The sequence below is a fragment of the Pseudomonas sp. BJP69 genome, from assembly GCF_007633355.1.
Classification (GTDB): Bacteria; Pseudomonadota; Gammaproteobacteria; order Pseudomonadales; family Pseudomonadaceae; genus Aquipseudomonas; species Aquipseudomonas juntendi.
In genome coordinates this window covers 281,056-306,503 of the sequence record NZ_CP041933.1, presented here as the reverse complement: position 1 = coordinate 306,503, position 25,448 = coordinate 281,056, and the positions used below count along the sequence as shown (strand labels likewise).

At 62.1% G+C, this 25,448-nt stretch carries 24 protein-coding genes and 2 tRNA genes; 15 read left to right on the top strand and 11 right to left on the bottom strand.

Going from position 1 to position 25,448, the window contains the following annotated elements; translation table 11 throughout:
- Positions 1-86: 86 nt before the first annotated feature.
- Together FPB55_RS01410 and FPB55_RS01405 are read right to left on the bottom strand one after the other, a co-directional pair.
- A complete protein-coding gene (locus FPB55_RS01410) occupies positions 87-1,193 on the bottom strand; it encodes a GlxA family transcriptional regulator (protein ID WP_009682890.1) in 1,107 nt (368 codons plus the stop codon).
- Positions 1,194-1,641: 448 nt separating this feature from the next.
- Complete coding sequence (locus FPB55_RS01405) at positions 1,642-3,018, bottom strand: L-serine ammonia-lyase (RefSeq protein ID WP_009682889.1); 1,377 nt, start codon at positions 3,016-3,018, stop codon at positions 1,642-1,644.
- Between the two features lie 451 nt (positions 3,019-3,469).
- On the opposite strand from FPB55_RS01405, the gene FPB55_RS01400 reads away from it, so the two are divergent.
- From FPB55_RS01400 to choV, 3 genes are all read left to right on the top strand, one after another.
- Entirely contained in the window at positions 3,470-4,417 is a 948-nt protein-coding gene (locus FPB55_RS01400; protein WP_009682888.1) for a choline ABC transporter substrate-binding protein, read from the top strand.
- An 81-nt stretch (positions 4,418-4,498) separates the two neighbouring features.
- Positions 4,499-5,347 (top strand): choline ABC transporter permease subunit, encoded by an 849-nt coding sequence (choW, locus tag FPB55_RS01395; protein ID WP_172828412.1) that lies wholly within the window; start codon positions 4,499-4,501, stop codon positions 5,345-5,347.
- The gene (choV, locus tag FPB55_RS01390) at positions 5,344-6,522 is read left to right on the top strand and encodes a choline ABC transporter ATP-binding protein (protein ID WP_009682886.1); all 1,179 of its coding nucleotides are present in this window, start codon (positions 5,344-5,346) and stop codon (positions 6,520-6,522) included. Before choW ends, choV begins: the two co-directional genes overlap by 4 nt.
- A 103-nt stretch (positions 6,523-6,625) precedes the next feature.
- Here the strand turns inward: choV and hisF are convergent, their stop codons facing one another.
- From hisF to FPB55_RS01360, 6 genes are all read right to left on the bottom strand, one after another.
- Positions 6,626-7,396 (bottom strand): imidazole glycerol phosphate synthase subunit HisF, encoded by a 771-nt coding sequence (gene hisF, locus FPB55_RS01385; RefSeq protein WP_144187396.1) that lies wholly within the window; start codon positions 7,394-7,396, stop codon positions 6,626-6,628.
- Between the two features lie 109 nt (positions 7,397-7,505).
- Entirely contained in the window at positions 7,506-8,237 is a 732-nt protein-coding gene (gene hisA / locus FPB55_RS01380; protein ID WP_009682884.1) for a 1-(5-phosphoribosyl)-5-[(5-phosphoribosylamino)methylideneamino]imidazole-4-carboxamide isomerase, read from the bottom strand.
- Positions 8,238-8,351: 114 nt separating this feature from the next.
- Positions 8,352-8,612, bottom strand: coding sequence for a DUF2164 domain-containing protein (locus tag FPB55_RS01375; protein ID WP_009682883.1), 261 nt, complete (start codon positions 8,610-8,612; stop codon positions 8,352-8,354).
- Entirely contained in the window at positions 8,613-9,251 is a 639-nt protein-coding gene (gene hisH, locus FPB55_RS01370) for an imidazole glycerol phosphate synthase subunit HisH (protein WP_009682882.1), read from the bottom strand.
- Complete coding sequence (gene hisB, locus FPB55_RS01365) at positions 9,252-9,845, bottom strand: imidazoleglycerol-phosphate dehydratase HisB (protein ID WP_009682881.1); 594 nt, start codon at positions 9,843-9,845, stop codon at positions 9,252-9,254.
- Positions 9,846-10,127: 282 nt separating this feature from the next.
- Positions 10,128-11,789: an OFA family MFS transporter gene (locus FPB55_RS01360; RefSeq protein ID WP_047150101.1), complete on the bottom strand. Its 1,662-nt coding sequence runs from the start codon at positions 11,787-11,789 to the stop codon at positions 10,128-10,130.
- 252 nt (positions 11,790-12,041) lie between these two features.
- Between FPB55_RS01360 and FPB55_RS01355 the strand changes: the two genes are divergently transcribed.
- From FPB55_RS01355 to FPB55_RS01335, 5 genes are all read left to right on the top strand, one after another.
- Positions 12,042-14,288 (top strand): AsmA family protein, encoded by a 2,247-nt coding sequence (locus tag FPB55_RS01355; protein ID WP_009682878.1) that lies wholly within the window; start codon positions 12,042-12,044, stop codon positions 14,286-14,288.
- Positions 14,285-15,349: an A/G-specific adenine glycosylase gene (mutY, locus tag FPB55_RS01350; RefSeq protein ID WP_115293256.1), complete on the top strand. Its 1,065-nt coding sequence runs from the start codon at positions 14,285-14,287 to the stop codon at positions 15,347-15,349. Before FPB55_RS01355 ends, mutY begins: the two co-directional genes overlap by 4 nt.
- Positions 15,349-15,621: an oxidative damage protection protein gene (locus tag FPB55_RS01345; RefSeq protein ID WP_009682876.1), complete on the top strand. Its 273-nt coding sequence runs from the start codon at positions 15,349-15,351 to the stop codon at positions 15,619-15,621. The genes mutY and FPB55_RS01345 overlap by 1 nt, the downstream gene beginning before the upstream one ends.
- A gap of 90 nt (positions 15,622-15,711) precedes the next feature.
- Positions 15,712-15,787 (top strand) — tRNA-Phe (locus FPB55_RS01340).
- A gap of 184 nt (positions 15,788-15,971) precedes the next feature.
- Entirely contained in the window at positions 15,972-16,412 is a 441-nt protein-coding gene (locus FPB55_RS01335; RefSeq protein ID WP_009682874.1) for a hypothetical protein, read from the top strand.
- A gap of 182 nt (positions 16,413-16,594) precedes the next feature.
- Here the strand turns inward: FPB55_RS01335 and gabP are convergent, their stop codons facing one another.
- Entirely contained in the window at positions 16,595-17,980 is a 1,386-nt protein-coding gene (gene gabP, locus FPB55_RS01330; protein ID WP_009682873.1) for a GABA permease, read from the bottom strand.
- 641 nt (positions 17,981-18,621) lie between these two features.
- Here gabP and FPB55_RS01325 point away from each other — a divergent pair.
- The 5 genes from FPB55_RS01325 (at position 18,622) to FPB55_RS01305 (ending at position 22,927) form a co-directional block, all read left to right on the top strand.
- Positions 18,622-19,395, top strand: a complete 774-nt coding sequence (locus tag FPB55_RS01325) for an ABC transporter ATP-binding protein (protein ID WP_009682872.1) — start codon at positions 18,622-18,624, stop codon at positions 19,393-19,395.
- A gap of 11 nt (positions 19,396-19,406) precedes the next feature.
- Positions 19,407-20,159 carry an ABC transporter substrate-binding protein gene (locus FPB55_RS01320; protein WP_009682871.1) on the top strand — a complete coding sequence of 251 codons (753 nt, stop codon included), beginning with the start codon at positions 19,407-19,409 and terminating at the stop codon, positions 20,157-20,159.
- Between the two features lie 54 nt (positions 20,160-20,213).
- Positions 20,214-20,906: an ABC transporter permease gene (locus FPB55_RS01315; protein ID WP_115293254.1), complete on the top strand. Its 693-nt coding sequence runs from the start codon at positions 20,214-20,216 to the stop codon at positions 20,904-20,906.
- Positions 20,906-21,595: an ABC transporter permease gene (locus FPB55_RS01310; protein WP_009682869.1), complete on the top strand. Its 690-nt coding sequence runs from the start codon at positions 20,906-20,908 to the stop codon at positions 21,593-21,595. The genes FPB55_RS01315 and FPB55_RS01310 overlap by 1 nt, the downstream gene beginning before the upstream one ends.
- A gap of 126 nt (positions 21,596-21,721) precedes the next feature.
- Positions 21,722-22,927: a methyltransferase gene (locus FPB55_RS01305; protein ID WP_115293253.1), complete on the top strand. Its 1,206-nt coding sequence runs from the start codon at positions 21,722-21,724 to the stop codon at positions 22,925-22,927.
- A 230-nt stretch (positions 22,928-23,157) separates the two neighbouring features.
- Here the strand turns inward: FPB55_RS01305 and FPB55_RS01300 are convergent, their stop codons facing one another.
- On the bottom strand, positions 23,158-23,433 hold the full coding sequence (locus FPB55_RS01300) for a DUF3077 domain-containing protein (protein WP_029885296.1): 276 nt from the start codon (positions 23,431-23,433) through the stop codon (positions 23,158-23,160).
- A 500-nt stretch (positions 23,434-23,933) separates the two neighbouring features.
- On the opposite strand from FPB55_RS01300, the gene FPB55_RS01295 reads away from it, so the two are divergent.
- Both FPB55_RS01295 and FPB55_RS01290 read left to right on the top strand, forming a co-directional pair.
- Positions 23,934-24,182 carry a hypothetical protein gene (locus FPB55_RS01295; RefSeq protein ID WP_009682865.1) on the top strand — a complete coding sequence of 83 codons (249 nt, stop codon included), beginning with the start codon at positions 23,934-23,936 and terminating at the stop codon, positions 24,180-24,182.
- Positions 24,183-24,280: 98 nt separating this feature from the next.
- Positions 24,281-24,356, top strand: a tRNA-Thr gene (locus FPB55_RS01290).
- 396 nt (positions 24,357-24,752) lie between these two features.
- On the opposite strand, the gene FPB55_RS01285 is transcribed toward FPB55_RS01290, so the two are convergent.
- Positions 24,753-24,956 carry a hypothetical protein gene (locus FPB55_RS01285; protein WP_144187394.1) on the bottom strand — a complete coding sequence of 68 codons (204 nt, stop codon included), beginning with the start codon at positions 24,954-24,956 and terminating at the stop codon, positions 24,753-24,755.
- Positions 24,957-25,448 lie beyond the last annotated feature (492 nt).

Below are 25,448 nucleotides of genomic sequence, written 5' to 3'. Positions count from 1 at the left end.
GCCAGCTCCTCCAGGTACTGCACCGGATTCAGAAGCGGTGCAGTACCTGTGGGAGCTGGCTTGCCGGCGATAAGGCCAGTGCCGTTTCAGAGCCTTACACTGGCAAAGGTCGATTCGTTACGCGCCTGGCTCAGGGCAGCCATCGGCCCGCTGTGCGGCGACAAGGTCATGGCCTGCGGAATCGGCATCATTGCCACCTGCTGCGTGGTGTTGGAGCCCACGCGCTCATCACGCGGCGGAATGCCGAAGTACTCGCGGTAGCATTTGGAGAAGTGCGGCGTGGAGACGAAACCGCACACCGATGCCACTTCGATGATCGACATGGGTGTCTGTTTGAGCAGCTGCCGGGCACGGATCAGGCGCAGCTTCAGGTAGTAGCGCGACGGCGAGCAGTGCAGGTACTTCTGGAACAACCGCTCGAGCTGGCGCCGCGACACCGACACATACACCGCCAACTCGTCCAGGTCGATCGGCTCTTCCAGGTTGGCTTCCATCAGCGCGACGATTTCCTGCAGTTTCGGCTGGTTGGTGCCGAGCATGTGCTTGAGCGGCACGCGCTGGTGATCCTGCTCGTTGCGAATGCGCTCGTAGACGAACATTTCGGAAATGGCCGCCGACAGCTCACGGCCGTGGTCGCGGCTGATCAGGTGCAGCATCATGTCCAGCGGCGCGGTGCCGCCAGAGCTGGTGAAGCGGTTGCGGTCGAGGGTGAACAGGCGGGTACTCATGTTGACCCGCGGGTAGGCCTCCTGCATGGCGGCCAGGCATTCCCAGTGCACGCTGCAATCAAAGCCGTCGAGCAGGCCGGCGCAGGCCAAGGCCCAGCTGCCCGTGCACACGGCACCCAGGCGCCGCGACTGACGCGCCTGGGCTTGCAGCCAGGTCACGTGCTCGCGGGTAACGGTGCGCTGAATGCCTACACCACCGCAGACAATAACGGTGTCGATCGCAGGGGCGCTGTGCATGGCCGCGTCCGGGGTAATCTGCAAACCATCGCTGGCCCACACTTGGCCGCCATCGACCGTCAGCGTGTGCCAGCGGTACAGTTCGCGGCCGGACAGCTGGTTGGCCATGCGCAGGGGCTCCACAGCCGAAGCCAGGGAAATCAGGGTGAAATTGTCCAATAGAAGAAACCCGATGGACTGGGGTGCTGTGCGGTTCTGGGACGGGGTCCCGGAGGTGTAGGACGTCATCGCGGTTTCTCCTCACACAAATGCTGGATGTGCCTCAGGCGGGCACTCATTTTCTTGTTATTGCCCCCGCCACATGCCGGGGGGTGGGTGACCATTACCTACGCAAACGCCGTGCCTGAAATTGAATGGCCATCCAAAAAAACCTGAAAACGACCCCTTTGTCAGGCAAATCATAGGCTTTGGATGTGCTGGCCAAGTTGTCTCAAACAGCCGTGCTAGGCGCCGTGCGGGTAACGGCTGAGCAGTTTGGTGACACGCCATGGGGCAGTTGCCCAGAAACGACACTGTTTAGTGTCACCGACAAGCCCCACACTGATTACGACATCCGGCAATTGGCAGATTCGAGTGCACCATAAAGGAGCATTGGCAGGCATTTTGCGCTGCCTTGAAACTCGAAGGCCTCTTGCCGGGTTCAACCGCCAAGAGGCCCTGGGTACCTACTGAAACATCAGCACTCGATGGCACTGACCGCCAGGCCACCGCGGGAGGTTTCCTTGTACTTGTCGTGCATGTCGGCCCCGGTGTCGCGCATGGTACGGATCACCTGGTCGAGGGAAATGAAGTGCTCGCCATCGCCACGCAGGGCCATTTGCACCGCGTTGATGGCTTTTACCGCAGCAATCGCGTTGCGCTCGATGCACGGCACCTGCACCAACCCGCCCACCGGGTCGCAGGTCAGCCCCAGGTTGTGCTCCAGGGCAATTTCCGCGGCGTTTTCCAGCTGCGCCGGGGTCGCGCCCAACACTTGCGCAAGACCGGCCGCGGCCATGGCGCAGGCAGAGCCGACCTCGCCCTGGCAGCCTACTTCGGCGCCGGAGATGGAGGCGTTCTTCTTGCACAGGATGCCGACCGCCGCAGCGCCCAGGAAGAAATCGGTAACACTGGACTCGTCCACCTCATCGCTGAAGCGCATGTAGTAGTGCAACACCGCCGGGATGATGCCCGCCGCGCCGTTGGTAGGCGCCGTCACCATGCGCCCGCCTGCAGCGTTCTCTTCGTTGACAGCCAGGGCGAACAGGTTGACCCACTCCATGGCGCTCATGGTCGAGCCGATCACGTTAGGCTTGCCGATTTCCTGCAGGCTGCGGTGCAGTTTGGCGGCGCGGCGGCGCACATTGAGCCCACCGGGCAACGTGCCCTCGTATTTCAGGCCGTTGTTGACGCATTCCTGCATGGCTTGCCAGAGCTTGCGCAAGCCGGCGTGAATCTCTTCTTCACTGCGCCAGACCTTTTCGTTGGCCATCATCAATTGCGACACGCTGAGGTCGTTTTGCTTGCACAGCTGCAGCAGCTCGGCGGCGCTGTTGAAATCGTACGGCAGCACCGTCTGGTCGGCATCCAGCACACCACTGGCGGCCTGCGCGGCATCCACCACAAAGCCGCCACCCACCGAGTAATAGGTGTCTCGGTGTAACTCGCCCTGCTCGCCTTCGGCAATCAAGGTCATGGCGTTGGGGTGGTAGGGCAGGTTCTCGTCCAGCAACAGCATGTCGCGCGCCCACACGAACTCGACAGGCAGGCGCCCGTCCAGCTTGAGGGTATTGGTTTCGCGCAGGTCGGCGATGCGCGGCACGATCTGGGTCGGGTCAATGGCGTCTGGCCATTCCCCCATCAGCCCCATGATGGTGGCGTTGTCGGTGCCGTGGCCGACGCCGGTGGCCGACAGCGAGCCATACAGGCGCACCTCGACCCGCCGTACCCGTTCCAACTCGCCGCGCTCGCGCAGCCCTTGGACAAACAGGGCGCCAGCACGCATGGGGCCGACGGTGTGGGAGCTGGAAGGCCCGACACCGATCTTGAACAGGTCGAACACGCTGATGGCCATTACCGAATCACCTCTTGCTGGGCTTGTCTGTGCGCGCCATGCGCACGGCGGGGTAGCTGCTAGGCTCAAGCAGGGCCGCCTTGAATTGCCAGCATCATCGGGCTTTTACCGGCCGCCTCGCCGTCTGCAACCGACGCCATTTTGTCCAGCAGCGCCGCACCGGTTTTACCGGGGGAATGGGCCCGACACGCCGTTTTCCATCGGCCTGGTGACGCAAAAATGCGGGCGAGGGGTTGGAAAAATCCATAAGCGACATCGCCCATACTGGATACGACCCGTTCCGTACTGGATACGACCCTACCAGTAGGCGATTGCCCGGCGGTGGAGGATTATCGAAAGCGACTCGTAAAGCACGGCCACGCATCCTGCCCTCTGCAGGCCTGGTCGACCGGACCGTCAGAACGTTCGGCGACCCACGCGAACCCGAAGACAAAATCTCAGGAGTCCACCCATGAAAGGTACACCCTCGCTGTTGCTGGTTGCGTTGCTGTCCGCACCGTTGCTGGCTCAGGCCGCCGAGCCCGAGCAGTGCCAGACGGTCCGTTTCTCCGATGTCGGCTGGACCGACATCACGGTCACCACTGCGACCACCAGCGTTGTGCTCGAAGCACTGGGTTACAAAACCCACACCACCATGATCTCGGTACCGGTGACCTACAAGTCGCTGGCTACCGGCAAGGACCTGGATGTGTTTCTCGGCAACTGGATGCCGACCATGGAAAACGATATCAAGCAGTACCGCGACGCCGGCACTGTGGACACCGTGCGCGCCAACCTGGAAAACGCCAAGTACACCCTGGCCGTGCCCCAGGCGCTGTATGACAAGGGCCTGAAGGATTTCAGCGACATTGCCAAGTTCAAGCAGGAGCTGGGCGGCAAGATCTACGGCATCGAACCCGGCAACGATGGCAACCGCACCATCCAGAGCATGATCGACAAGAACGCCTTCGGCCTGAAAGACGCCGGCTTCAAGCTGGTGCAGTCCAGCGAGGCCGGCATGCTGTCGCAGGTCGACCGGGCGCAGAAGCGTGGCGAAGCCATGGTGTTCCTGGGCTGGGAACCGCACCCGATGAACACCCGCTTCAAGATGCAGTACCTGACCGGCGGGGACGATTACTTCGGCCCCGACTTCGGCAAGGCGACCGTATACACCAACACCCGCAAAGGCTACGTGCAGGAGTGCAGCAACGTTGGCCAACTGCTGAAGAACCTGTCGTTCGAGCTCAAGGATGAAAGCACCATGATGGGCTACGTCCTGGACGACAAGATGAAGCCCGAGGCCGCTGCCAAGAAATGGCTCAAGGACAACCCAGGCAAGCTGGACACCTGGCTGGCCGGCGTGACTACCGTGGATGGCAAACCCGGCCTGGAGGCGGCCAAGGCCAAGCTGACGCAATAACGCAATTCGCCATAGCGCTACCTCGGGGCAAGACCGTGCCTGCCCCGGGTTGAGTTCAATCTATGCAGGTGGAAGCTCGCTATCATGCTTATCGATCAGAAAATACCGCTGGGTCAGTACATCGCCTCGTTCGTTGAATGGCTGACCCTGCACGGCGCGAATTACTTCGACGCCATCGCACAGGGCCTGGAGTTCATGATCCACGGCGTCACCAGTGCCTTGACCTGGTTCAACCCGTTCGTCCTCACCGCCCTGTTCGCCGCCCTGGCGCACCTCATCCAGCGTAAATGGTCGCTGACCGCATTCGTCGCCCTGTCGTTCCTGTTGATTCTCAACCTGGGTTACTGGCAGGAAACCATGGAAACCCTGGCACAAGTGACCTTCGCCACCGTGGTGTGCGTGGCCATCGGTGTGCCGCTGGGCATCGTCGCCGCGCACAAACCCATGTTCTACACCGCCATGCGCCCGGTGCTCGACCTGATGCAAACGGTACCCACCTTCGTGTACCTGATCCCCACCCTGACGCTGTTCGGCCTGGGCGTGGTGCCAGGGCTGATCTCGACCGTGGTGTTCGCCATTGCCGCCCCTATCCGCCTCACCTATCTGGGCATCTGCGACGTACCGCAGGAGCTGATGGACGCCGGCAAGGCGTTTGGCTGCTCGCGCCGCCAACTGCTCACCCGTATCGAACTGCCGCATGCGATGCCCAGCATCGCCGCCGGCGTTACCCAGTGCATCATGTTGTCGCTGTCGATGGTGGTGATCGCCGCCCTGGTCGGCGCTGACGGCCTGGGCAAACCTGTGGTCAACGCACTGAACACCGCCGATATTTCCCTGGGCTTCGAAGCGGGCCTGGCGATCGTGCTGCTGGCGATCATGCTCGACCGTATCTGCAAGCAACCGGAACTGCCGGTAAGGGGTGAAGCATGAGCATCATTCGTTTCGAAGACGTCGACGTCATTTTCTCCAACAAGCCACGCGAGGCGCTGGCACTGCTGGACAAAGGCCAGACTCGCGAGCAGATCCTCAAGCAGACCGGCCTGGTGGTGGGCGTAGAAAAAGCCAACCTGGACATCCAGAAGGGCGAGATCTGCGTATTGATGGGCCTTTCCGGTTCGGGCAAGTCGAGCCTACTGCGCTGCATCAACGGCCTGAACACCGTCAGCCGCGGCAAGCTGTTTGTCGAACATGAAGGCAAGCACATCGACATCGCCCACTGCACCCCGGCCGAGCTGAAAATGATGCGCACCAAGCGCATTGCCATGGTGTTCCAGAAGTTCGCCCTGATGCCCTGGCTGACGGTACGCGAGAACATCAGCTTTGGCCTGGAAATGCAGGGCCGGCCAGAAAAAGAACGGCGCAAGCTGGTCGACGAGAAGCTTGAGCTGGTGGGCCTGACCCAGTGGCGCAACAAGAAGCCGGACGAACTGTCGGGCGGCATGCAGCAACGTGTTGGCCTGGCCCGCGCGCTGGCGATGGACGCCGACATCCTGCTGATGGACGAACCCTTCTCGGCACTGGACCCGCTGATCCGCCAGGGCTTGCAGGACGAACTGCTGGGCCTGCAGGCAAAACTGAGCAAGACCATCGTATTCGTCAGCCATGACCTGGACGAGGCGTTGAAGCTGGGTAGCCGTATCGCGATCATGAAAGATGGCCGGATCATCCAGTACAGCAAGCCGGAAGAAATCGTGCTAAACCCGGCCGACGAGTACGTGCGTACCTTCGTCGCCCACACCAACCCGCTAAACGTACTTTGCGGCCGCAGCCTGATGCGCAGCCTGGACAACTGCAAACGGGTCAATGGTTCGGTGTGCCTCGACCCGAGCGGCGACTCGTGGCTGGACCTGGGCGAAGGCAACTCGATCAAGCGCGCACGCCAAGGGCAAAACGGCCTGGAGATGCAGCAATGGGCGCCGGGGCAGTCGGTGGAAGGCCTGGGGCGTCGGCCGACGCTGGTGCATGCGGACATCGGCATGCGTGAAGCGCTGCAGATTCGCTACCACACCGGCAACAAGCTGGTGCTGCAGGAGAACGACAAACTGGTGGGGATTCTGGGGGATACCGAGCTGTATCACGCATTGCTTGGCAAGAACCACGGGTGATGCAATTGGGGCCGCGCTGCGGCCCTTTCGCGGGCACGCCCGCTCCCACAGTGTAGGAGCGGGCGTGCCCGCGAAGGGCTGCCAAGCAGCCCCAATCAATGTTTCAGCGAACGACGATCCCGCGCGATGCCATGTAGGCCTTGGCCTCCGGCACCGTGTACTCGCCAAAGTGGAAGATGCTGGCCGCCAGCACCGCGCTGGCATGCCCTTGCACAATACCGTCAGCCAGGTGCTGCAGGTTACCCACCCCGCCCGAGGCAATCACTGGAATACCCAGCGCATCGCTGATGGCCCGGGTAACACCCAGGTCGAAGCCGCTCTTCATGCCGTCCTGGTCCATGCTGGTCAGCAGGATCTCGCCGGCACCCAGGCCCTCCATCTTCTTCGCCCATGCCACCGCATCCAGCCCGGTCGGCTTGCGCCCACCGTGGGTGAAGATTTCCCAGCGGGGTTCTTCACCCGGCCCGGACACCTTCTTGGCGTCGATGGCCACGACAATGCACTGCGAGCCAAAACGGTCTGCCGCCTCGCCCACGAACTCCGGGTTGAACACCGCGGCGGTGTTGATCGACACCTTGTCTGCCCCGGCATTGAGCAGGTTGCGGATGTCCTGCACGGTACGCACGCCACCGCCCACGGTCAGCGGGATGAACACCTGGCTGGCCATGCGCTCGACGGTATGCAGGGTGGTATCGCGGCCATCGACGCTGGCGGTGATGTCGAGGAAGGTGATTTCGTCGGCACCCTGCTCGTTGTAGCGACGGGCAATTTCCACCGGGTCGCCGGCATCACGGATGTTCTCGAACTTGACGCCCTTGACCACCCGGCCGTTGTCCACGTCCAGGCAAGGGATGATGCGTTTAGCTAAAGCCATGGAAGCTCCTGGGGGCAGCTGCAAGCTTCAAGCGGCAAGCTGCAAGATAAAGCAGTACGCGGTCCGGCTTTTCTCTTGCAGCTTGCAGCTTGCAGCTTGCCGCTCCTATTCAATAGTTGTCGCAGAAGGCCTGGGCCTCGGCCACGTCGAGGGTGCCTTCGTAGATGGCACGGCCGGTGATGGCGCCGATGATGCCGGGAGCCTTGGCGTCCAGCAGAGCCTTGATGTCACCCAGGTTGTGAATGCCGCCCGAGGCAATTACCGGAATCGAGGTGGCTTCGGCCAATGCCTTGGTGAATGGCACGTTGCAGCCTTGCATCATGCCGTCCTTGGCGATGTCGGTGTAGACGATCGCCGAAACGCCATCGGCCTCGAAACGCTTGGCCAGGTCGATGACCTGCACCGAGCTGACTTCGGCCCAGCCGTCGGTGGCGACGAAGCCGTCCTTGGCATCCAGGCCAACGATGACCTTGCCCGGGAAGGCCTTGCACGCCTCGGCGACGAACGCTGGCTGCTTGACCGCCTTGGTGCCGATGATCACATAGCTGACGCCAGCCTTGACGTAGTGCTCGATGGTTTCCAGCGAACGAATGCCGCCGCCGATCTGAATCGGCAGGGTGGGGTAGCGCTTGGCAATGGCAGTGACCACTTCACCGTTGACCGGCTGGCCTTCGAAGGCGCCGTTGAGGTCGACCAGGTGCAGGCGGCGGCAGCCACCCTCGACCCACTTGGCGGCCATGCTCACCGGGTCGTCGGAGAATACCGTGGAGTCTTCCATACGGCCCTGGCGCAGGCGCACGCAGGCACCGTCCTTCAGATCGATAGCGGGGATAATCAGCATGCTCTTTCCTTCGTCAATTCAAGCGGCAAGTTGCAAGCGACAAGCTGCAAGCAATGCGCGTCGTGTATTCGATAGGCGATCCAGCTTCGGCTTGCAGCTTGAAGCTTGCAACTTTCAGCTTTTTTCAAGCGCCCACAGATCGCTTTCGATGCTCTCGAACCGCTCCTTGAGGTGCAGCTGAACATCGGCAATCGCCCTGTTGTAGTAATGGGGTGCAATTTCTTTGCTGAACAGCTCAAGGACCTCAGCCACCTCGAAAGACCCCAGCTCCAGCTCGAAACGGTCTTCGAGGAAGCGTTTGAGCGTAGCGAGCGCGTCGCGCTCCTGCTCAGGGGCCAGGGTGATGATCGGGGCCTTGGTCTTTGACCTGCTCATTTACCAACGCCCGTCCCAGGCGACGAAATTCTGCAGCAGCTGCAGGCCATGGGTATGGCTTTTCTCTGGGTGGAACTGCACGGCGAAGCGCGAGCCATCGGCCAGTGCGGCAGCGAAATCGACGCCGTAGTGGCCACGGCCGACCACCTGGCCAGGCTTGCCGGCATTGATGTAGTAGCTGTGCACGAAATAGAAACGTGCGCGGTCCGGAATGTCGTGCCACAGCGGGTGGTGGATGGTCTGGCTGACTTCGTTCCAGCCCATGTGCGGCACCTTCAGGTGCTCGCCGTCTTCTTGCAGGTCTTTGCCGAAGAAGCGCACCTGGCCGGGGAACAAACCGATGCAGTCGACGCCGGTGTTCTCCTCGCTGTGTTCGAGCAGTGCCTGCATACCCACGCAGATGCCCAGGAACGGCCGGTCCTGGCTGACTTCGCGCACCAGGCTGTCGAAGCCCAGGCGGCGGATTTCGGCCATGCAGTCGCGAATCGCACCTACCCCAGGGAACACCACGCGATCCGCCTCGCGGATGACCGCCGCATCACTGGTCACCAGCACTTTACCGGCACCGACGTGCTCGAGCGCCTTGGCCACCGAGTGCAGGTTGCCCATGCCATAGTCGATTACGGCTACCGTCTGCATTTACAGGCACCCTTTGGTGGACGGCATCTGGCCGGCCATGCGCTCGTCCAGGGTGACCGCCATGCGCAGGGCACGGCCGAACGCCTTGAACACGGTTTCGATCTGGTGGTGAGTGTTGTGGCCACGCAGGTTGTCGATGTGCAGGGTAACCAGGGCGTGGTTGACGAAGCCCTGGAAAAACTCCTGGAACAGGTCGACATCGAAGCCGCCGACGCTGGCCCGGGTATACGGCACATGCATTTGCAGGCCTGGGCGGCCCGAGAAGTCGATGACCACGCGCGACAGCGCTTCGTCCAGCGGCACGTAGGCGTGGCCGTAGCGGAAGATGCCCTTCTTGTCACCGATGGCCTGGGCGAATGCCATGCCCAGGGTGATGCCAACGTCTTCGACGGTATGGTGGTCGTCGATATGGGTGTCACCCTTGCACTCGATATCCAGATCGATCAGCCCGTGGCGGGCGATCTGGTCCAGCATGTGTTCCAGGAAAGGCACACCGATATCGAATCGGGCCTTGCCACTGCCATCGAGGTTGATCGAGCACTTGACCTGGGTTTCCAGGGTATTGCGCTCGACGGAAGCCTTACGTTCGACCATCACCAGCTCCGCAAAATCATTGGGCGAAAAGGGTGCCATTATAGGCCCAGAACGCGCCAGCTTGAAACGCGGATGACATATGGCAAAGCGAGCAATGACGGGGGGTTGATAGCGCTACAGGTCTATACAACCGAGGGAAGGGGGCTGCTTTGCAGCCCATCGCGACACAAGGCCGCTCCTACAGGGCCACACCGTGCTCAAAGCGTAGGGTGGGCCTGTGGGAGCTGGCTTGCCGGCGATAGGGCCGGTACAGCCGGCAAATTCAGCCGGCTGTATCACTCATCAATGGAACAGTACCGCCGTCTTCTGCAGGGTAATCCACACCCCCCAGGCCAACGGCACGACCACCACTGCCCAGGCCAGCAGCACCAGTGGCAGGCTACCCGGCGCGGCTTTCCACTCCAGCGAGCGTGCGCCATCGGCGCCCTTGTCATGGCTCAACGCCCGCTCGGCCGCCAGCTCGGCATCGCTCATGAAGTGCTTGTCGGCAACCGGCCGCACCAGCATGTTGCAGATAAAGCCCAGCACCAGCAGCCCGGCAAGGATATACAGCGTCATGTCATAGGCTGCCGCGCGTTCTACCCCGGCTGCCAACTGCGACTCGCGCAGGTAGGTGATCAGCACCGGCCCCAGCACCCCTGCAGCCGCCCAGGCGGTCAGCAGGCGCCCATGAATGGCACCGACCATCTGCGTACCGAACAGGTCGGCCAGGTACGCCGGCACCGTGGCGAAGCCACCGCCATACATCGACAGGATGATGCAGAACGCCGCCACGAACAGCGCCACATTGCCCAGGTGGCCCATGTTCGGCACCAGGCTGTACAAGCCCACGCCCAAGGCAAAGAAAGCGAAGTAGGTGTTCTTGCGCCCGATGTAGTCTGAGAACGATGCCCAGAAGAACCGGCCACCGATGTTGAACAGGCTCAGCAGGCCGGTGAAGCCGGCGGCGATCGCGGCGATCTGCGCCAGCTGCGCGGCGTTCAGCTCGCTGAAGGTGAGCTCGTTGCCCAGCAGCTTGCCAGCGAACACTTCCTGCAGCAGCGGCGAAGCCATGCCGATGATACCGATGCCGGCAGACACGTTCAGGCACAGCACCAGCCAGATCAGCGCAAATTGCGGGGTTTTCCACGCCACGCTGACGTGCACGTGGCGGTCGGTGACCATGGTGTTGCCGGCTTTTTTCAGCGGCGCAGTCCAGCCTTCAGGCTTCCAGCCGGTGGGCGGCACGCGGTAGGCCAGGGCGCCGGCAGTCATGAACACGAAGTAGATCGCCGCCATGGCAACGAAGCTCTGCCACACCCCCACTTCCTGCGCGTTGCCAAAGTGGCCCATCAGTGCGGTGGCCAGTGGCGCACCGACCATGGCGCCGCCGCCAAAGCCCATGATGGCCATGCCGGTAGCCATGCCGCGCTTGTCCGGGAACCATTTGATCAGGGTCGACACCGGCGAGATATACCCCAGCCCCAGGCCGATACCGCCGATCACCCCAGAACCCAGCCACATCAGCCACAGTTGGTGGGTTTTGACCCCAATGGCCGAAATCAGCATGCCGCCACACCAGCACAGCGCCGATACCAGGCCGGCCTTGCGTGGGCCGGCGTGCTCCAGCCAGCCACCCAGCACGGCCGCCGAGCAGCCCAGGAAGACGAAGAACAGGGTGTAGATCCAGCTCAGCATGGAAATCGGCCAGTCGCATTCGGCGCTGAACAGGCGGGCCACGAAGCCCATGTCGGCCGCGCACGCCACTGGGGCGGTGATACCCAGGGCTTGCGACAGTGGCAGCCAGAACACCGAGAAGCCATAGGCCATGCCGATACACAGGTGAATGGCCAGGGCAGCTGGCGGAACCAGCCAACGGTTGAAGCCCGGGCGGGCGATGATGCGCTCCTTCGACAGGAAGCCTGGCGTACTCGCCGGGGCGCCCGTCGTGACGGTACTGGTCATGAACGTGATCCTTTTCTTATAGGGTGAGGGCAGGCAAAGCGGCGCAAGGTTAGCAGGATCGAGTCGCGTGAAAGCAATCTGATATCGTGTTTTTTTTGCTTGGCTGAATCGATCATGTCCCCCTTTTGAAGCCGTACTACCGACTAAAAGCGTAGGAAATATCCTGCATCTCTGGTCGAATACGCAGGGATATCCATGGCGGCGCTATACTCAGCCGCTTGAATTTCAAAATCGGACTACAAGGATTCGCCCATGAAAGCGTTCGGCAAAATCCTGGGACTGGGGCTTCTCGGGTTGCTGCTGATCATCGTGGCGCTGGGCTTCGCCCTGACCCACCTATTCGATCCCAACGACTATAAAGACGAGATTCGCCAACTGGCGCGCGACAAGGCACATGTCGAACTGACCCTCAACGGTGATATCGGCTGGAGCCTGTTCCCATGGCTGGGCCTGGAGCTGCACGAGGCCAGCATCGCCACCCTGGCCAAACCCAAAGAGCCGTTCGCCGACCTGCAGATGCTCGGCTTGTCGGTACGGGTACTGCCGCTGCTGCGCCGCGAGGTGCAAATGAGCGACGTGCGCGTCGAGGGCCTGAACCTGACCCTGGCCCGTGACGAACAAGGCCATGGCAACTGGGAAGACATTGGCAAGCCGCTGCCTGCGCAGCCTGGCACTGCCACCGACGCGCCGGCCCAGGCCCCCTCCGAGCAGAAACCCGCGGCCGCCGACGGCAACGAACGCCCTGTCAAGCTGGACATCGACAGCCTGACCGTCAACAACGCCCGGGTGCAGTACACCGACGCCAAGACCGGCCAGAGCTACAGCGCTGAAAGCATCCAGCTGAGCACCGGCCCCGTGCATGAAGGCGCGAACATCCCGCTCAAGGCCAGTGCTTTTGTCAGTGCCAACCAGCCGAATATCAAAGCCCGCACCGAGCTGGCCGGCGAACTGCGTTTCGACCGCAAGCTCAAGCGCTACAACTTCGAGGACATGCGCCTGTCGGGCGAAACTTCGGGTGAACCGACCGGCGGCAAAACGGTGGCCTTCGTTGCCCAAGGCCAGCTGCTGGTCGACATGGCCGCCAATGTCGCCTCCTGGAACGGCCTGAAAGTCTCGGCCAACCAACTGCGCGCCCTGGGTGAACTGAACCTGCGCGACCTGGACAAGACCCCCCAGTTGAGCGGCGGCCTGTCCATTGCCCAGTTCGACCTGCGCACCTTCCTGGACGGCATCGGCCACCCGCTGCCGGCAACCAACGACCCGGCAGCCTTCGGCAAGCTGGAGCTGGTGACCCGCCTGCAAGGCACACCCAGCAGCCTGAGCCTGGATGACCTGGCGGTGAAGCTGGACGACAGCTCGTTCAGCGGCCGCGTCGCCATCGAAGACTTCGCCAAGCAAGCCCTGCGCCTGCAGCTGAAAGGCGACAGCTTCGACGCCGACCGCTACCTGCCAGCCAAGAGCGAACAAGCCAAAGGCGCCACGGCGGCGCGCCAGGCCGAGGTCAAGCAACAGGAAGCCAGCGCGGTTGCCGGTGCCGGCACCACACCGCTGCCCAACGCACCGACCCAGGTAGCCTGGAGCGATGACAAGCTGCTGCCGGTCGACCGCCTGCGTACGCTGGACCTGCAGGCCGAGCTGGCCTTTGGCTCGCTGACCCTCGACAAACTGCCGATCGTCGACGCCCAGCTCAAGGCCAGCGGCCAGGGCGGCCTGTTGACCCTGCAAACCCTGCGCGGCGGCCTGTACAACGGCACCTTCGACGCCAAGGGCACGGTCGATGTGCGCCCTGCCGTGCCACAGCTGGGGGTCAGCACCCGCATCCAACGGGTGCCGGTGGAGCACTTCATCAAGGCCGACGGCAAGGAGCAGGCACCACCGGTCAAGGGCCTGCTGACCCTGACCAGTGATCTGACCGCCACCGGCAACAGCCAGAAGGCACTGGTAGACACGCTCAATGGCAGTGCAAACTTCACCATCAACGACGGTGTGCTGGTCAATGCCAACCTTGAGCAGCAACTGTGCCAGGCCATCGCCACCCTCAACCGCAAAACCCTCACCGGTGAGCCACGCGGCAAGGACACCCCGTTCCAGGAACTGCGTGGCAGCCTGGTGGTGCGCAATGGCGTTGCCAGCAACCCGGACCTCAAGGCACGCATCCCGGGCCTGACCGTGAACGGCCATGGCGACCTCGACCTGCGTGTACTGGGTATGGACTACAACATCGGCGTGATCGTCGAAGGCGACCAGCGTGCCATGCCGGACCCGGCCTGCCAGGTCAACGAGCGCTATGTGGGGGTTGAAGTACCGCTGCATTGCCGCGGCCCGCTGGAGCTGGGCGCCAAGGCCTGCCGCCTGGACCAGAACGGCCTGGGCAAGGTCGCAGCCAAGCTGGCCGGTGACCGCCTCAAAGACAAGATCGACGAAAAACTCGATGAAAAACTCGGAGACAAAGTGAGCCCGGAATTGAAAGACGCGCTCAAGGGGCTGTTCAAGCGATGACCCCCGAGCAGTTCTCCAGCGCTGTGCTGGACTGGTACGACGAACACGGCCGCCACGACCTGCCCTGGCAACAGGGCATAACCCCGTACCGGGTGTGGGTGTCGGAAATCATGTTGCAGCAAACCCAGGTCAGCACCGTACTGAACTACTTCGACCGCTTCATGCAGGCGCTGCCGACCGTGCAGGCGCTGGCCGAAGCGCCCGAAGACGAAGTGCTGCACCTGTGGACCGGGCTGGGTTACTACACCCGCGCCCGCAACCTGCATAAAGCCGCGAAGATCGTCGTGGCGCAACATGGTGGCGAGTTCCCACGCAGTGTCGAGCAGCTCACCGAGCTGCCCGGTATCGGCCGCTCCACGGCCGGTGCCATCGCCAGCATCAGCATGGGCATTCGCGCGCCGATCCTCGACGGCAACGTCAAGCGCGTGCTGGCCCGCTTCACCGCCCAGGGCGGCTTCCCGGGCGAACCGAAGGTGGCCAACCAGCTGTGGGCCACGGCCGAGCGTTTTACCCCGCAGCAGCGCGCCAACCACTACACCCAGGCCATGATGGACATGGGTGCCACGCTGTGCACGCGCAGCAAGCCCAGCTGCCTGATCTGCCCGCTGCAACGTGGCTGCGAAGCCCACCTGCACGGTGAAGAAACTCGCTACCCCGAACCCAAACCGCGCAAGGCGCTGCCGCAGCGCCGCACGCTGATGCCACTGCTGGCCAACCACGAGGGCGCCATTCTGCTTTATCGGCGCCCGTCCAGCGGCCTGTGGGGTGGCTTGTGGAGCCTGCCAGAGCTGGACGACATCGCCCAACTCGACGACCTGGCCTACCAGCACGGTTTGCGCCTGGCCGGCAGCCAGGCCATGGATGGCCTGACCCACACCTTCAGCCACTTCCAGCTGGCGATCGAGCCCTGGCTGGTGCGTGTCGCGCCGCTTGGCGAGCACGTGGCCGAGGCTGACTGGCTCTGGTATAACCTCGCCACCCCGCCGCGCCTGGGCCTTGCCGCCCCGGTGAAAAAACTGCTTAAGCGCGCGGCCGACGAACTGATTGCAGGAGATGCCTGATGACCCGCACCGTGATGTGCCGCAAATACCAAGAAGAACTGCCAGGCCTGGAACGCCCGCCCTACCCCGGCGCCAAGGGCCAGGACATCTTCGAACACATCTCGCAGAAAGCCTGGGCCGACTGGCAGAAGCACCAGACCATGCTGATCAACGAGAAGCGCCTGAACATGATGAACGCCGAGGACCGCAAATTCCTCCAGGCTGAAATGGACAAGTTTTTCGCCGGTGAGGAATACGCCCAGGCGGAAGGCTACGTGCCACCCTCGGAATGACCCCACGAACCGTAAGCGACGGAATTAATTTAAAATTTTTTGAAAAAGTCGTTGACGGCCCGGGAGAAAATCTATTTAATTCACCTCGTCGCCCAGATAGCTCAGTCGGTAGAGCAGAGGATTGAAAATCCTCGTGTCGGCGGTTCGACTCCGTCTCTGGGCACCACCTTCAAGCTTCTGGTGGTTGCAAAGTTACCCGAAGCGACAACAAGAAACCCGCCTAGTGCGGGTTTTTTGTTGTCTGGCATTTCTCAGCCGCGGGGCCTCTTCGCTCTCCGGTGCTTGGGTTTCCTGGGCAACTGCGCTTCAATACGCGTACTTTCCAGACACACCCAAGGATTCAAGCCCTCATGGCCACCCCTACCAAGCAACAAAAACGCGCCAAGCGTGCCGCCAGCAAGGCCAAGCAGAACCGCATGGTACGCAGCGGGCAGGCGGTCAAGGCCAGTGCCGGTGACAGCGCCAGCGTCGAGCAGGTGTACAACAAGGCGATGGAGTCGGGCAGCTACGACGCCATGTTCACCAAAATGAAGGAAGCACAGGAGAGCGGCGGCCTGGTGCCGATGATTTCGGTATTCCTGGTAGACCCGCTTCTGGCGCTGGTGCTCAAGGGGCACAAGGAAGAACACGCCACCGACTATATCGTGCTGGTGTTCACCGCCTACCGCGCGTGGCTCGACGGCGCCGATGAAGAGGCGACCATGGCCTGGCTGGAGAGCGATGAGTTCCAGGCGGCCTATGTAGCGGCCTCCGAGCTGGTGGCCAAGCAGCAGCAAAAACAGTTTGGCTGACAGGGCCATGTAGCCTGTACCGGCCTCTTCGCGGGCTCGCCCGCTCCCACAGGTCAAGCACAAGCCCGAGGGCAACGCCGCCCCTGGTGGGAGCGGGCATGCCCGCGAAAGGGCCGGCCCAGGCAACAAACAAGGCCGCGCCCCCTCTCAGGACGCGGCCTTTTCAGTGCAGCCAGCGTGGATCAGTTATCCAGCGCCACCCGCCCGGCAGCTTCACGCTTGCGGTGCACCAGCAAGCCAGCCGCTACCACACCAATGCTCAGCAGCGCCGTTGCGATAATCTCGGCACGGTGGTCCTCGCGCAGGGCCATCACCACCAGAATCGCCACGATGAAGGCAATGGTCGCCCAGGTCAGGCCCGGGAACAGCCACATCTTGAAGGTGATCTTCTCACCACGGGCCTCACGCTGTGCGCGCATGCGCAGTTGCGACACGGCAATCACCAAGTACACCAGCAGCGCAATCGCACCCGAACTTGCCAGCAGGAACTCGAACACCTGGGCCGGGGCCACGAAGTTGGCGAACACGCACAGGAACGCTGCAGCCGTGGACAGCAATACCGCCACATGCGGCGTAGCGGCCTTGGTGGTGCGCTGGGCAACAGCCGGGGCATCACCGCGCTTGCTCAGCGAGAACAGCATGCGCGAAGAGGTGTACAGCGCCGAGTTCAGGCAACTGGTCACCGCAACCAGCACCACGATGTCGACGATCAACTTGGCATTCGGCACGCCGATGCGGCTGAGCACGGTCTGGTAGGAACCGGTTTCGGCCAGCGCCGGGTCGTTCCACGGCACCAGAGCCACCACCAGGAAGATCGAAACCAGGTAGAACAGGCAGATACGCCAGATCACCGAATTGGTCGCGCGGCTGATCTGCTTGCCTGGGTCTTTAGATTCGGCAGCGGCGATAGTGACGATTTCCGTACCCATGAACGAGAACATGGTGGTGAGCATGGCCGCCAGCACCGCACCCAGGCCGTTCGGCATGAAGCCTTGGGTATCGAACAGGTGGCTGGCACCGCTGACCTGGCTATTGGGCACAAAGCCGAACATGGCCGCGCAACCCACAGCAATGAAGCCGATGATGGCCAGCACTTTCAACAGGGCGAACCAGAACTCGAACTCACCGTAGTTCTTCACGCTGCATAGGTTGGTCAGGGTCAGCGCCAGGGTGATGACCAGGGAGAAGGCCCACAGGTCTACAGCCGGGAACCAGGCATGCAGAATGGCCGCAGCGGCGTTGGCCTCAAGCGGGATCACCAGCACCCAGAACCACCAGTACAACCAGCCGATGGTGAAGCCGGCCCAGCGCCCGATGGCACGGTCGGCATAAGTAGAGAACGAACCGGTGTCAGGCGAGGCGACTGCCATTTCGCCCAACATGCGCATTACCAGCACCACCAGCGTACCGGCGGCGGCATAGGCCAGCAGCACGGCCGGGCCGGCGGCCGCGATGGCGTGGCCAGAGCCTACGAACAGGCCGGCACCGATGACGCCAGCGATGGACAGCATGGTCACATGCCGTTGTTTGAGCCCCTGAGCGAGGTCATTGGTATTGTTACCGCTCATTGAAACTACCTTTGTAAGGAGTGGACCACTCCGACTGCGGTTACGGAGCGCGCCTGGGGTTGGACTAGGCGTCGCTGCAATCGGCGGTTTCCTGCTGGCAATAAGCGCGCCAGGTGCGCACTGCATTCGTCAGAATGCTCCCAGGGCCTTGCACGGCCTGGTTTGGAGGGCATTCGGCCAGGAAGTGACCAAAAGGCCGTTAATAAGGCAGATTACTGAAATACCCACTTACAAACGCACCAAAGGTGCCCCTCGGTAACACCCGTGCACCGCTGCAATGCAAAAAAGTGCAACCCACAGGTACAACCAGGAACGCCGGACAGGCCTTCGCGGTCAAACCCGCTGCTGCGAGGGGCGCGGAACCTGGAACGTCGGGTTTACTGGCGAATGGTCTAAAACCGCTTCCATGAGCTGCCCAAAGCTGGCACCATCGCGCCTTTTTTCATCAAGGCACTGGTGCTGGGCGACACCTTCGCAGACATCTGCGCGACGTTACGCTGTAGCGATGCGACAAACTGCCCCACCAGCGCCCACAGTCCCCGGCGACCCTGTTGGCCGTCATAATGCCGCTATGCTAGCTTGGCGCACGCCAGGAAGGCCGCCAACAGCTGGGAACGCACCCGTACACATGAGGACCGCACATGGCTCAGGCCACGCCCGCGCTGGAAATCCGCAATCTGCACAAACGCTACGGCGAGCAGGAAATTCTCAAGGGTATTTCGCTGACCGCTCGCGACGGTGACGTGATCTCCATCCTGGGGTCGTCAGGCTCCGGCAAGTCCACCCTGCTGCGCTGCATCAACCTGCTCGAAAACCCGCACCAGGGCGAAATCCTGGTCGCTGGCGAAAGCCTCAAGCTCAAGGCCGCCAAAAACGGCGACCTGATCGCCGCCGACAACCGCCAGATCAACCGCCTGCGCAGCGAAATCGGCTTTGTCTTCCAGAACTTCAACCTGTGGCCGCACATGTCGATCCTCGACAACATCATCGAGGCGCCACGCCGTGTACTCGGCCAAAGCAAGGCCGAGGCTGTAGAAGCCGCCGAAGCGCTGCTGAACAAGGTCGGCATATACGACAAACGCCACAGCTACCCCGCCCAGCTTTCCGGTGGCCAGCAACAGCGCGCCGCCATTGCCCGTACCCTGGCCATGAAGCCCAAGGTCATCCTGTTCGACGAGCCAACCTCGGCGCTCGATCCGGAAATGGTCCAGGAAGTGCTTAACGTTATCCGCGCACTGGCCGAAGAAGGCCGTACCATGCTGCTGGTGACGCACGAGATGAGCTTCGCCCGCCATGTGTCCAGTGAAGTCGTCTTCCTGCACCAGGGCCTGGTAGAAGAGCAGGGATCGCCGCAACAGGTCTTCGAAAACCCGACCTCGGCGCGTTGCAAGCAATTCATGTCCAGCCACCGCTAACGGAGCAATACATGCACACCTACAAGAAGTTTCTCCTGGCAGCTGCTGCCACGCTGGTGATGTCGGCGAACGCCATGGCCGCAGAAAAACTGCGCATGGGTATCGAAGCCGCCTACCCACCGTTCAACAACAAGGATGCCAGCGGTAATGTGGTCGGCTTCGACAAGGACATCGGCGACGCCCTGTGCGCCAAGATGAAGGTCGAGTGCTCGGTCGTGACCTCCGACTGGGACGGTATCATTCCGGCCCTGAACGCCAAGAAGTTCGACTTCCTGGTGTCGTCGTTGTCGATTACCGACGAGCGCAAGCAGGCTGTCGATTTCACCGACCCGTACTACTCCAACAAGCTGCAGTTCATCGCACCGAAGAACGTCGACTTCAAGACCGACAAGGCCTCGCTCAAGGGCAAGGTCATCGGCACCCAGCGCGCCACCCTGGCCGGCACCTACCTTGAAGACAACTACCCGGGCGTAGACGTCAAACTCTACGACACCCAGGAAAACGCCTACCTGGACCTGGTGTCCGGCCGCATCGACGGCATCCTGGCCGACAAGTACGTGCAGTACGAGTGGCTGAAAAGCAAAGACGGCTCCAACTTCGAGTTCAAGGGCGAGCCGGTGATGGACAGCGACAAGATCGGCATTGCCGTGCGCAAGGGTGACACCCAGCTGCGCGACAACCTGAACAAGGCCCTGGCAGAAATCAAGGCCGACGGCACGTACAAGAAGATCAACGACAAGTACTTCCCGTTCAGCATCGAATGATCCGCCCTGACCTGCGCGCCCCCGCGGCGCGCAAGTCCCTAGAATGACCTGCCCATGAATATCGACCTGCACGGATTCGGTCCGGCCATGATGGCCGGCACCCTGATGACCGTAAAACTGGCGCTATGCGCCTTGCTGCTGGGCCTGGTTTTGGGCCTGCTTGGCGCCCTGGCCAAGACCTCTTCGATCAAGCCGCTGCAATGGCTTGGCGGTTTCTACTCGACCCTGGTGCGCGGCGTGCCCGAGCTGCTGTGGGTACTGCTTATCTATTTCGGCACCGTCGGGCTTATGAACACCCTCGGCGAAGCCCTGAACATGCCCGGCCTTGAGCTCAGCGCCTTCGCTGCGGGGGTGATTGCCCTGGGCCTGTGCTTCGGCGCCTACGCCACCGAAGTGTTCCGCGGGGCGATCCTGGCGATCCCCAAGGGCCACCGTGAAGCCGGCCTGGCGCTGGGCCTGTCCAAAAGCCGCATCCTGTCGCGGATCATTCTGCCGCAGATGTGGCGCATCGCCCTGCCCGGCCTCGGCAACCTGTTCATGATCCTGATGAAAGACACCGCCCTGGTGTCGGTGATCGGCCTGGAAGAAATCATGCGCCACGCGCAAATCGGCGTGACCGTGACCAAGGCACCGTTCACCTTCTACATGGTCGCGGCCTGCATCTACCTGAGCTTGACGGTCATCGCCATGACTGGCATGTACTTCCTGGAAAAACGCGCCGCTCGCGGCTTTGCGAGGGCCGAATAATGAACTGGGAAGTCATCTTCAAATGGCTGCCACGCCTGGCTGAAGGCGCCGTGCTGACCCTGGAGCTGGTGGCCATTGCGGTGGTTGCCGGGTTGATCCTGGCCATCCCCCTGGGCATCGCCCGTTCCTCGCGCCACTGGTATGTGCGCGCAGTGCCGTTCAGCTATATCTTCTTCTTCCGTGGCACGCCGCTGCTGGTACAGCTGTTCCTGGTGTACTACGGCCTGGCGCAGTTCGATGCCGTGCGCTCCAGCGCGCTGTGGCCGTACCTGCGCGATCCGTTCTGGTGCACGGTGCTGACCATGACCCTGCACACGGCGGCCTATATTGCCGAGATCCTGCGTGGCGCCCTGCAATCGATACCCAAGGGCGAGATCGAGGCGGCACGGGCCCTGGGCATGTCGCGGGGCAAAACGCTGTTCTACATCATGCTGCCGCGCGCTGCGCGCATCGGCCTGCCGGCGTACAGCAACGAAGTGATCCTGATGCTCAAGGCCAGTGCCCTGGCCAGTACCGTGACCCTGCTGGAACTGACCGGCATGGCCCGCACCATCATCGCGCGCACCTACCTGCCAGTGGAGATATTCTTCGCGGCCGGGGTGTTCTACCTGGCGATCTCGTTCTTGCTGGTGCAGGGCTTCAAGCTGCTGGAGCGCTGGCTGCGCGTGGATGCCAGCCAGGGCCGCTGATCGCTCACTGACTGCTTCGCGGGCACGCCCGCTCCCACAAGGTATAGCGCCATATTCAAGGCTGGCGCTGTACTTGTGGGAGCGGGCGTGCCCGCGAAGGCCCTTAAAACCTACACACATCTACCCATGGCCAACTACCTCCACAGCGACCAGCTAAGCACCCGCTTCCAGGCCCTCGACCAGTTCCTGATCGAGCACCAACAGCTGTGGAAACCGCGCCCCTTCACCACCCTGCAACTGGACTGGGAAACCACCCACCCCGAGCTCGCCGCCCACTTGCGCAAGTCCTCTCTGGCAGATGCAGAACACCCCGACGCTGCCGATTTGTTGCCGGCCCCGTTCCCGCAACTGGCCCGGCAAGCCGAACAGCTATCCGCCCTGGGCAACCTCCCGGCAACCGACCTGCCCCCCGCCGCCCACCGCTTGGACGTAGCGGTCCCCGGCCGCAAGTGGCAGCAGATCGAAGCCTTCGCCAGCCACCTGGCCTTCCGCAACCAGCCCCGCCACTGGCTGGACTGGTGCTCGGGCAAAGGCCACCTCGGCCGCCGCCTGCTGCAACCTGGCCAGCAGCTGACCTGCCTGGAATACGATGCCGAACTGGTCGCCGCTGGCCATGCCGTGAGTGCGCACCATCACCTGCCAGCCGTGCACGTACACCAAGACGTGATGGCCGACGACAGCGCCCGCCATCTTGATGGTGCAAAAAGCGTGGTTGCCCTGCACGCCTGTGGCGACCTGCATGTACGCCTGTTGCAGCTGACCAGCCAGCTAGGCTGCCGGCAACTGGCCGTGGCGCCGTGCTGCTACAACCGGATCGCGCTGCAGCAGTACCAGGCGTTATCCACAGCCGCGCAAGCCTCCCGCCTGCAACTGTCGCTGGACGACCTTGCCCTGCCCCTGAGCGAAACCGTGACAGCCGGCGCCCGCGTGCGGCGCCAGCGCGACGCCTCCATGGCCCGCCGCCTCGGTTTCGACCTGCTGCAACGCCAGCAGCGGCAACATGACGAATACCTGCCCACACCTTCCCTGCCAGTGGCCTGGCTGGAGAAACCCTTCGAGCACTACTGCCGTGACCTGGCGCAGCTCAAAAGCCTGCCGCTAAGCGGCAACCCTGATTGGGCAGCGCTGGAAGCCGCAGGCTGGCAACGCCTGGCCGAGGTACGCAACCTGGAGCGGGTGCGTAACCTGTTCCGCCGGCCGTTGGAGCTGTGGCTGGTGCTTGATCGCGCCCTCTTCCTGAAAGAGCAGGGTTTCGACGTGCGGCTGGGGCTTTTCTGCGACTATCCACTGACCCCACGCAACCTGTTGATCCTCGCTGAACGCGACCGTTAGCCGCAGCACAACCTGTGGATAACTCTGTGAACAAGCTTGTGATTACCTGTTGGAGCCAAGCGCTATTTCAAACACCTGGCTTATTCCGCGGCGCTCCTGCAGCCCAGCAAAAACAGGCATTTGCGCAAAGACAGGCGGTGTAGCGATGCGGCATGGCTTTCGCTAAAGCTGCGAATGCCACTTGTGCATAAACATTTCTTGTGGTTAGCGCAGGGAGCGTTTGCGGGGCCCTAGTGCGCCTTGTTCTTGGCGATCTCGATATCGTTCATCAGCGCCTTGGCCATGTCGCACAGGTAATCGGCAGCACCCAGGAATTTATGGTCGTCTTCCATATCGCCCTCACGGACCAAGTGCTTGATGTAGCCCATCAGGATGGAGACATGCTCGTAGGCGGCATCGACCGGGATACCGGGCTCGACGCGGAGCAGATTGAGGGAGGGGTTGCCGGCGGGGAGGAAGGTTTCTACGCCTGCGGTGGTGATGGGGTCAGTAATTTCTTTCTTCATGGCAAAACCTTATTCGGGGAAAAGGGACTGCCAAAAATCTTTCTCACGGATTTCAGGTGGCAGCCGTACGCGGGGTGAGAAACCGGTCGAATAAGGAAGCCCGGCCAGACCGAAGTCTGCCCACGTACGGCCGCCATAAAGGGGTAGCGCATTATTCGAAGCAGGGTTCTCACACCCGGTCGCCTGAGCGACCCGGAAACGTTATCCGTGAGCCATTTCCCCGACAACAGCGATACTTCGGCGGCGCGCGTAGGATACGTCTGAAGCCTACAGATCCTGAAGCCTTCAGGTCCCAGGTTCAGAATTTTCGTACCTGCAGGCTAATCGATAAGTGTAGGAGCGGGTTCACCCGCGAAGAGGCCCTCCCAGGCAATCCCATGCTAAATCCACCTACATCGGTGTATCATCCGCGCCCCAAATCATTAAAAAGTGAATCGCGCGCTGCCCAGCGGCCCTGCGATCTTCTGGCATTGCGCCAGATTCGACATTGGACCCACCCCATGCCACTAACCAAGCCCCTCGCCCTGCTCAGCTTCGCCCTGGCCCTGACGGCCTGCTCCCAACACCCAGCGTCGCACCCCAGCGACAACCTGGGCTGGAACCACCCCGGCATGCAGCTGGGCGGTGACAACGGTCTGCCCATGCGCACCGAAAGCCCCTGCCGCAAGCGCGGCTGCGACAACGACAAGCTGTTTTTCAACCCAGGTAAAAGCGAGCCAAGCGTCACCACCCTGCACCGCGGCTGGTAAGAAATTTCTTCTTTTAGGTCGGTGACTTAGCTCTTTTACGAACAATCGCAACGAAGTGGTTTACAGGCGCCAACCGATCGCTATAATGACGCCCCATTGCCGGTATAGCTCAGATGGTAGAGCAACTGACTTGTAATCAGTAGGTCCCGGGTTCGATTCCTGGTGCCGGCACCATATAAATCAACGACTTAGGCTCACCGTGCGGTGGGCCTTTTTCGTTTTTGGGCCATTGCCTTCTGAATTTTCCCCGTTCGTTCCCCGTTTCCTCCCCTACCCCCTCCAGGAGCTACCCTCCCGAATGAGACTGCTCAGTGCTCAGTGCTCAGTGCTCAGTGCTCAGTGCTCAGTGCTCAGTGAAAGATGGTGGGCGCAGCTCAGCAGAAATATGGCGATGCGAGGGGGGTTGTGTATAGCCATTGTTTAAGCGATGCCCAGGGGGTTGTGTATAGCCGGCACCACCCCGCCGAAACAGTGGGGTGGCGCTTCACCGCCCAATGACCGTGAGTGCTCGCCGGCGGGTGTTGCGACGACAGCAACACCTTGTCCAGGCCATTACGGGGAATCCCGTAATTACAGCCCCATCTGCCTGATGATCCTGCGCGGCTCCACGCCGTCGCGTAGCGCCCTGCTGGCGTCCGTGGTCATCTGGTCGAGCGCCTTGCTCTCGAATGCCTCGGCCATGGCAGCGGCCTTCCTGACGATCAGTAGCGCCAGCTCTGGCGGAAATTGGATCGGCTCAGGCTCGGGAAGGTAGTCGCAGTCAATAACGGACATGGTGCGGCCCTCGATGTGATGGCGCTCAACGTGGCGAGCTGGGCACCGGATTATCTGATAACTACCCAGCATCCGGGTAGTTTGCACCAGGGCGGCCGGCCACCTGTTCCGGCCTGCTGTCAGGGTGATTCCCCACCACCAAACCGGCCAACTCTGGCCAGCAGCAGAGTTAAAGGGGGTCGCAGTTTGAATACCTCCATGTTCTCCGATCTGAAATCGGGAAACCTGCGAGCCTGGGTTCACGCCAGCCGTATGCCAGGTAACGATGCTGGCGTTACCGCCATCGCGGCGCGAGGCTGCCAATATCAGTCGAGACTGCTGGAATTGGTAGTTTCGCCAAGGCTGGCCAGCCCCAGGCGATGTCCCGAGCTTTCGGGGCATCTCCGTCTCGGAGATACCTTTGCCGCAAGGGCGTGGTGATCTCCACCATCCCTTAGCAGTGGTGGTGACCATGGCCCGCTGCGCAGGGGGTGGATTACTTTGGCCACCCCC

What these genes read in the sequence shown, in the direction of transcription:
- FPB55_RS01410 (WP_009682890.1), bottom strand. Translation starts at nt 1,193, where the DNA reads ATGACGTCCTACACCTCCGGGACCCCGTCCCAGAACCGCACAGCACCC.
- FPB55_RS01405 (WP_009682889.1), bottom strand. Translation starts at nt 3,018, where the DNA reads ATGGCCATCAGCGTGTTCGACCTGTTCAAGATCGGTGTCGGGCCTTCC.
- FPB55_RS01400 (WP_009682888.1), top strand. Translation starts at nt 3,470, where the DNA reads ATGAAAGGTACACCCTCGCTGTTGCTGGTTGCGTTGCTGTCCGCACCG.
- choV (WP_009682886.1), top strand. Translation starts at nt 5,344, where the DNA reads ATGAGCATCATTCGTTTCGAAGACGTCGACGTCATTTTCTCCAACAAG.
- hisF (WP_144187396.1), bottom strand. Translation starts at nt 7,396, where the DNA reads ATGGCTTTAGCTAAACGCATCATCCCTTGCCTGGACGTGGACAACGGC.
- hisA (WP_009682884.1), bottom strand. Translation starts at nt 8,237, where the DNA reads ATGCTGATTATCCCCGCTATCGATCTGAAGGACGGTGCCTGCGTGCGC.
- FPB55_RS01375 (WP_009682883.1), bottom strand. Translation starts at nt 8,612, where the DNA reads ATGAGCAGGTCAAAGACCAAGGCCCCGATCATCACCCTGGCCCCTGAG.
- hisH (WP_009682882.1), bottom strand. Translation starts at nt 9,251, where the DNA reads ATGCAGACGGTAGCCGTAATCGACTATGGCATGGGCAACCTGCACTCG.
- hisB (WP_009682881.1), bottom strand. Translation starts at nt 9,845, where the DNA reads ATGGTCGAACGTAAGGCTTCCGTCGAGCGCAATACCCTGGAAACCCAG.
- FPB55_RS01360 (WP_047150101.1), bottom strand. Translation starts at nt 11,789, where the DNA reads ATGACCAGTACCGTCACGACGGGCGCCCCGGCGAGTACGCCAGGCTTC.
- FPB55_RS01355 (WP_009682878.1), top strand. Translation starts at nt 12,042, where the DNA reads ATGAAAGCGTTCGGCAAAATCCTGGGACTGGGGCTTCTCGGGTTGCTG.
- mutY (WP_115293256.1), top strand. Translation starts at nt 14,285, where the DNA reads ATGACCCCCGAGCAGTTCTCCAGCGCTGTGCTGGACTGGTACGACGAA.
- FPB55_RS01345 (WP_009682876.1), top strand. Translation starts at nt 15,349, where the DNA reads ATGACCCGCACCGTGATGTGCCGCAAATACCAAGAAGAACTGCCAGGC.
- FPB55_RS01335 (WP_009682874.1), top strand. Translation starts at nt 15,972, where the DNA reads ATGGCCACCCCTACCAAGCAACAAAAACGCGCCAAGCGTGCCGCCAGC.
- gabP (WP_009682873.1), bottom strand. Translation starts at nt 17,980, where the DNA reads ATGAGCGGTAACAATACCAATGACCTCGCTCAGGGGCTCAAACAACGG.
- FPB55_RS01325 (WP_009682872.1), top strand. Translation starts at nt 18,622, where the DNA reads ATGGCTCAGGCCACGCCCGCGCTGGAAATCCGCAATCTGCACAAACGC.
- FPB55_RS01320 (WP_009682871.1), top strand. Translation starts at nt 19,407, where the DNA reads ATGCACACCTACAAGAAGTTTCTCCTGGCAGCTGCTGCCACGCTGGTG.
- FPB55_RS01315 (WP_115293254.1), top strand. Translation starts at nt 20,214, where the DNA reads ATGAATATCGACCTGCACGGATTCGGTCCGGCCATGATGGCCGGCACC.
- FPB55_RS01310 (WP_009682869.1), top strand. Translation starts at nt 20,906, where the DNA reads ATGAACTGGGAAGTCATCTTCAAATGGCTGCCACGCCTGGCTGAAGGC.
- FPB55_RS01305 (WP_115293253.1), top strand. Translation starts at nt 21,722, where the DNA reads ATGGCCAACTACCTCCACAGCGACCAGCTAAGCACCCGCTTCCAGGCC.
- FPB55_RS01300 (WP_029885296.1), bottom strand. Translation starts at nt 23,433, where the DNA reads ATGAAGAAAGAAATTACTGACCCCATCACCACCGCAGGCGTAGAAACC.
- FPB55_RS01295 (WP_009682865.1), top strand. Translation starts at nt 23,934, where the DNA reads ATGCCACTAACCAAGCCCCTCGCCCTGCTCAGCTTCGCCCTGGCCCTG.
- FPB55_RS01285 (WP_144187394.1), bottom strand. Translation starts at nt 24,956, where the DNA reads ATGTCCGTTATTGACTGCGACTACCTTCCCGAGCCTGAGCCGATCCAA.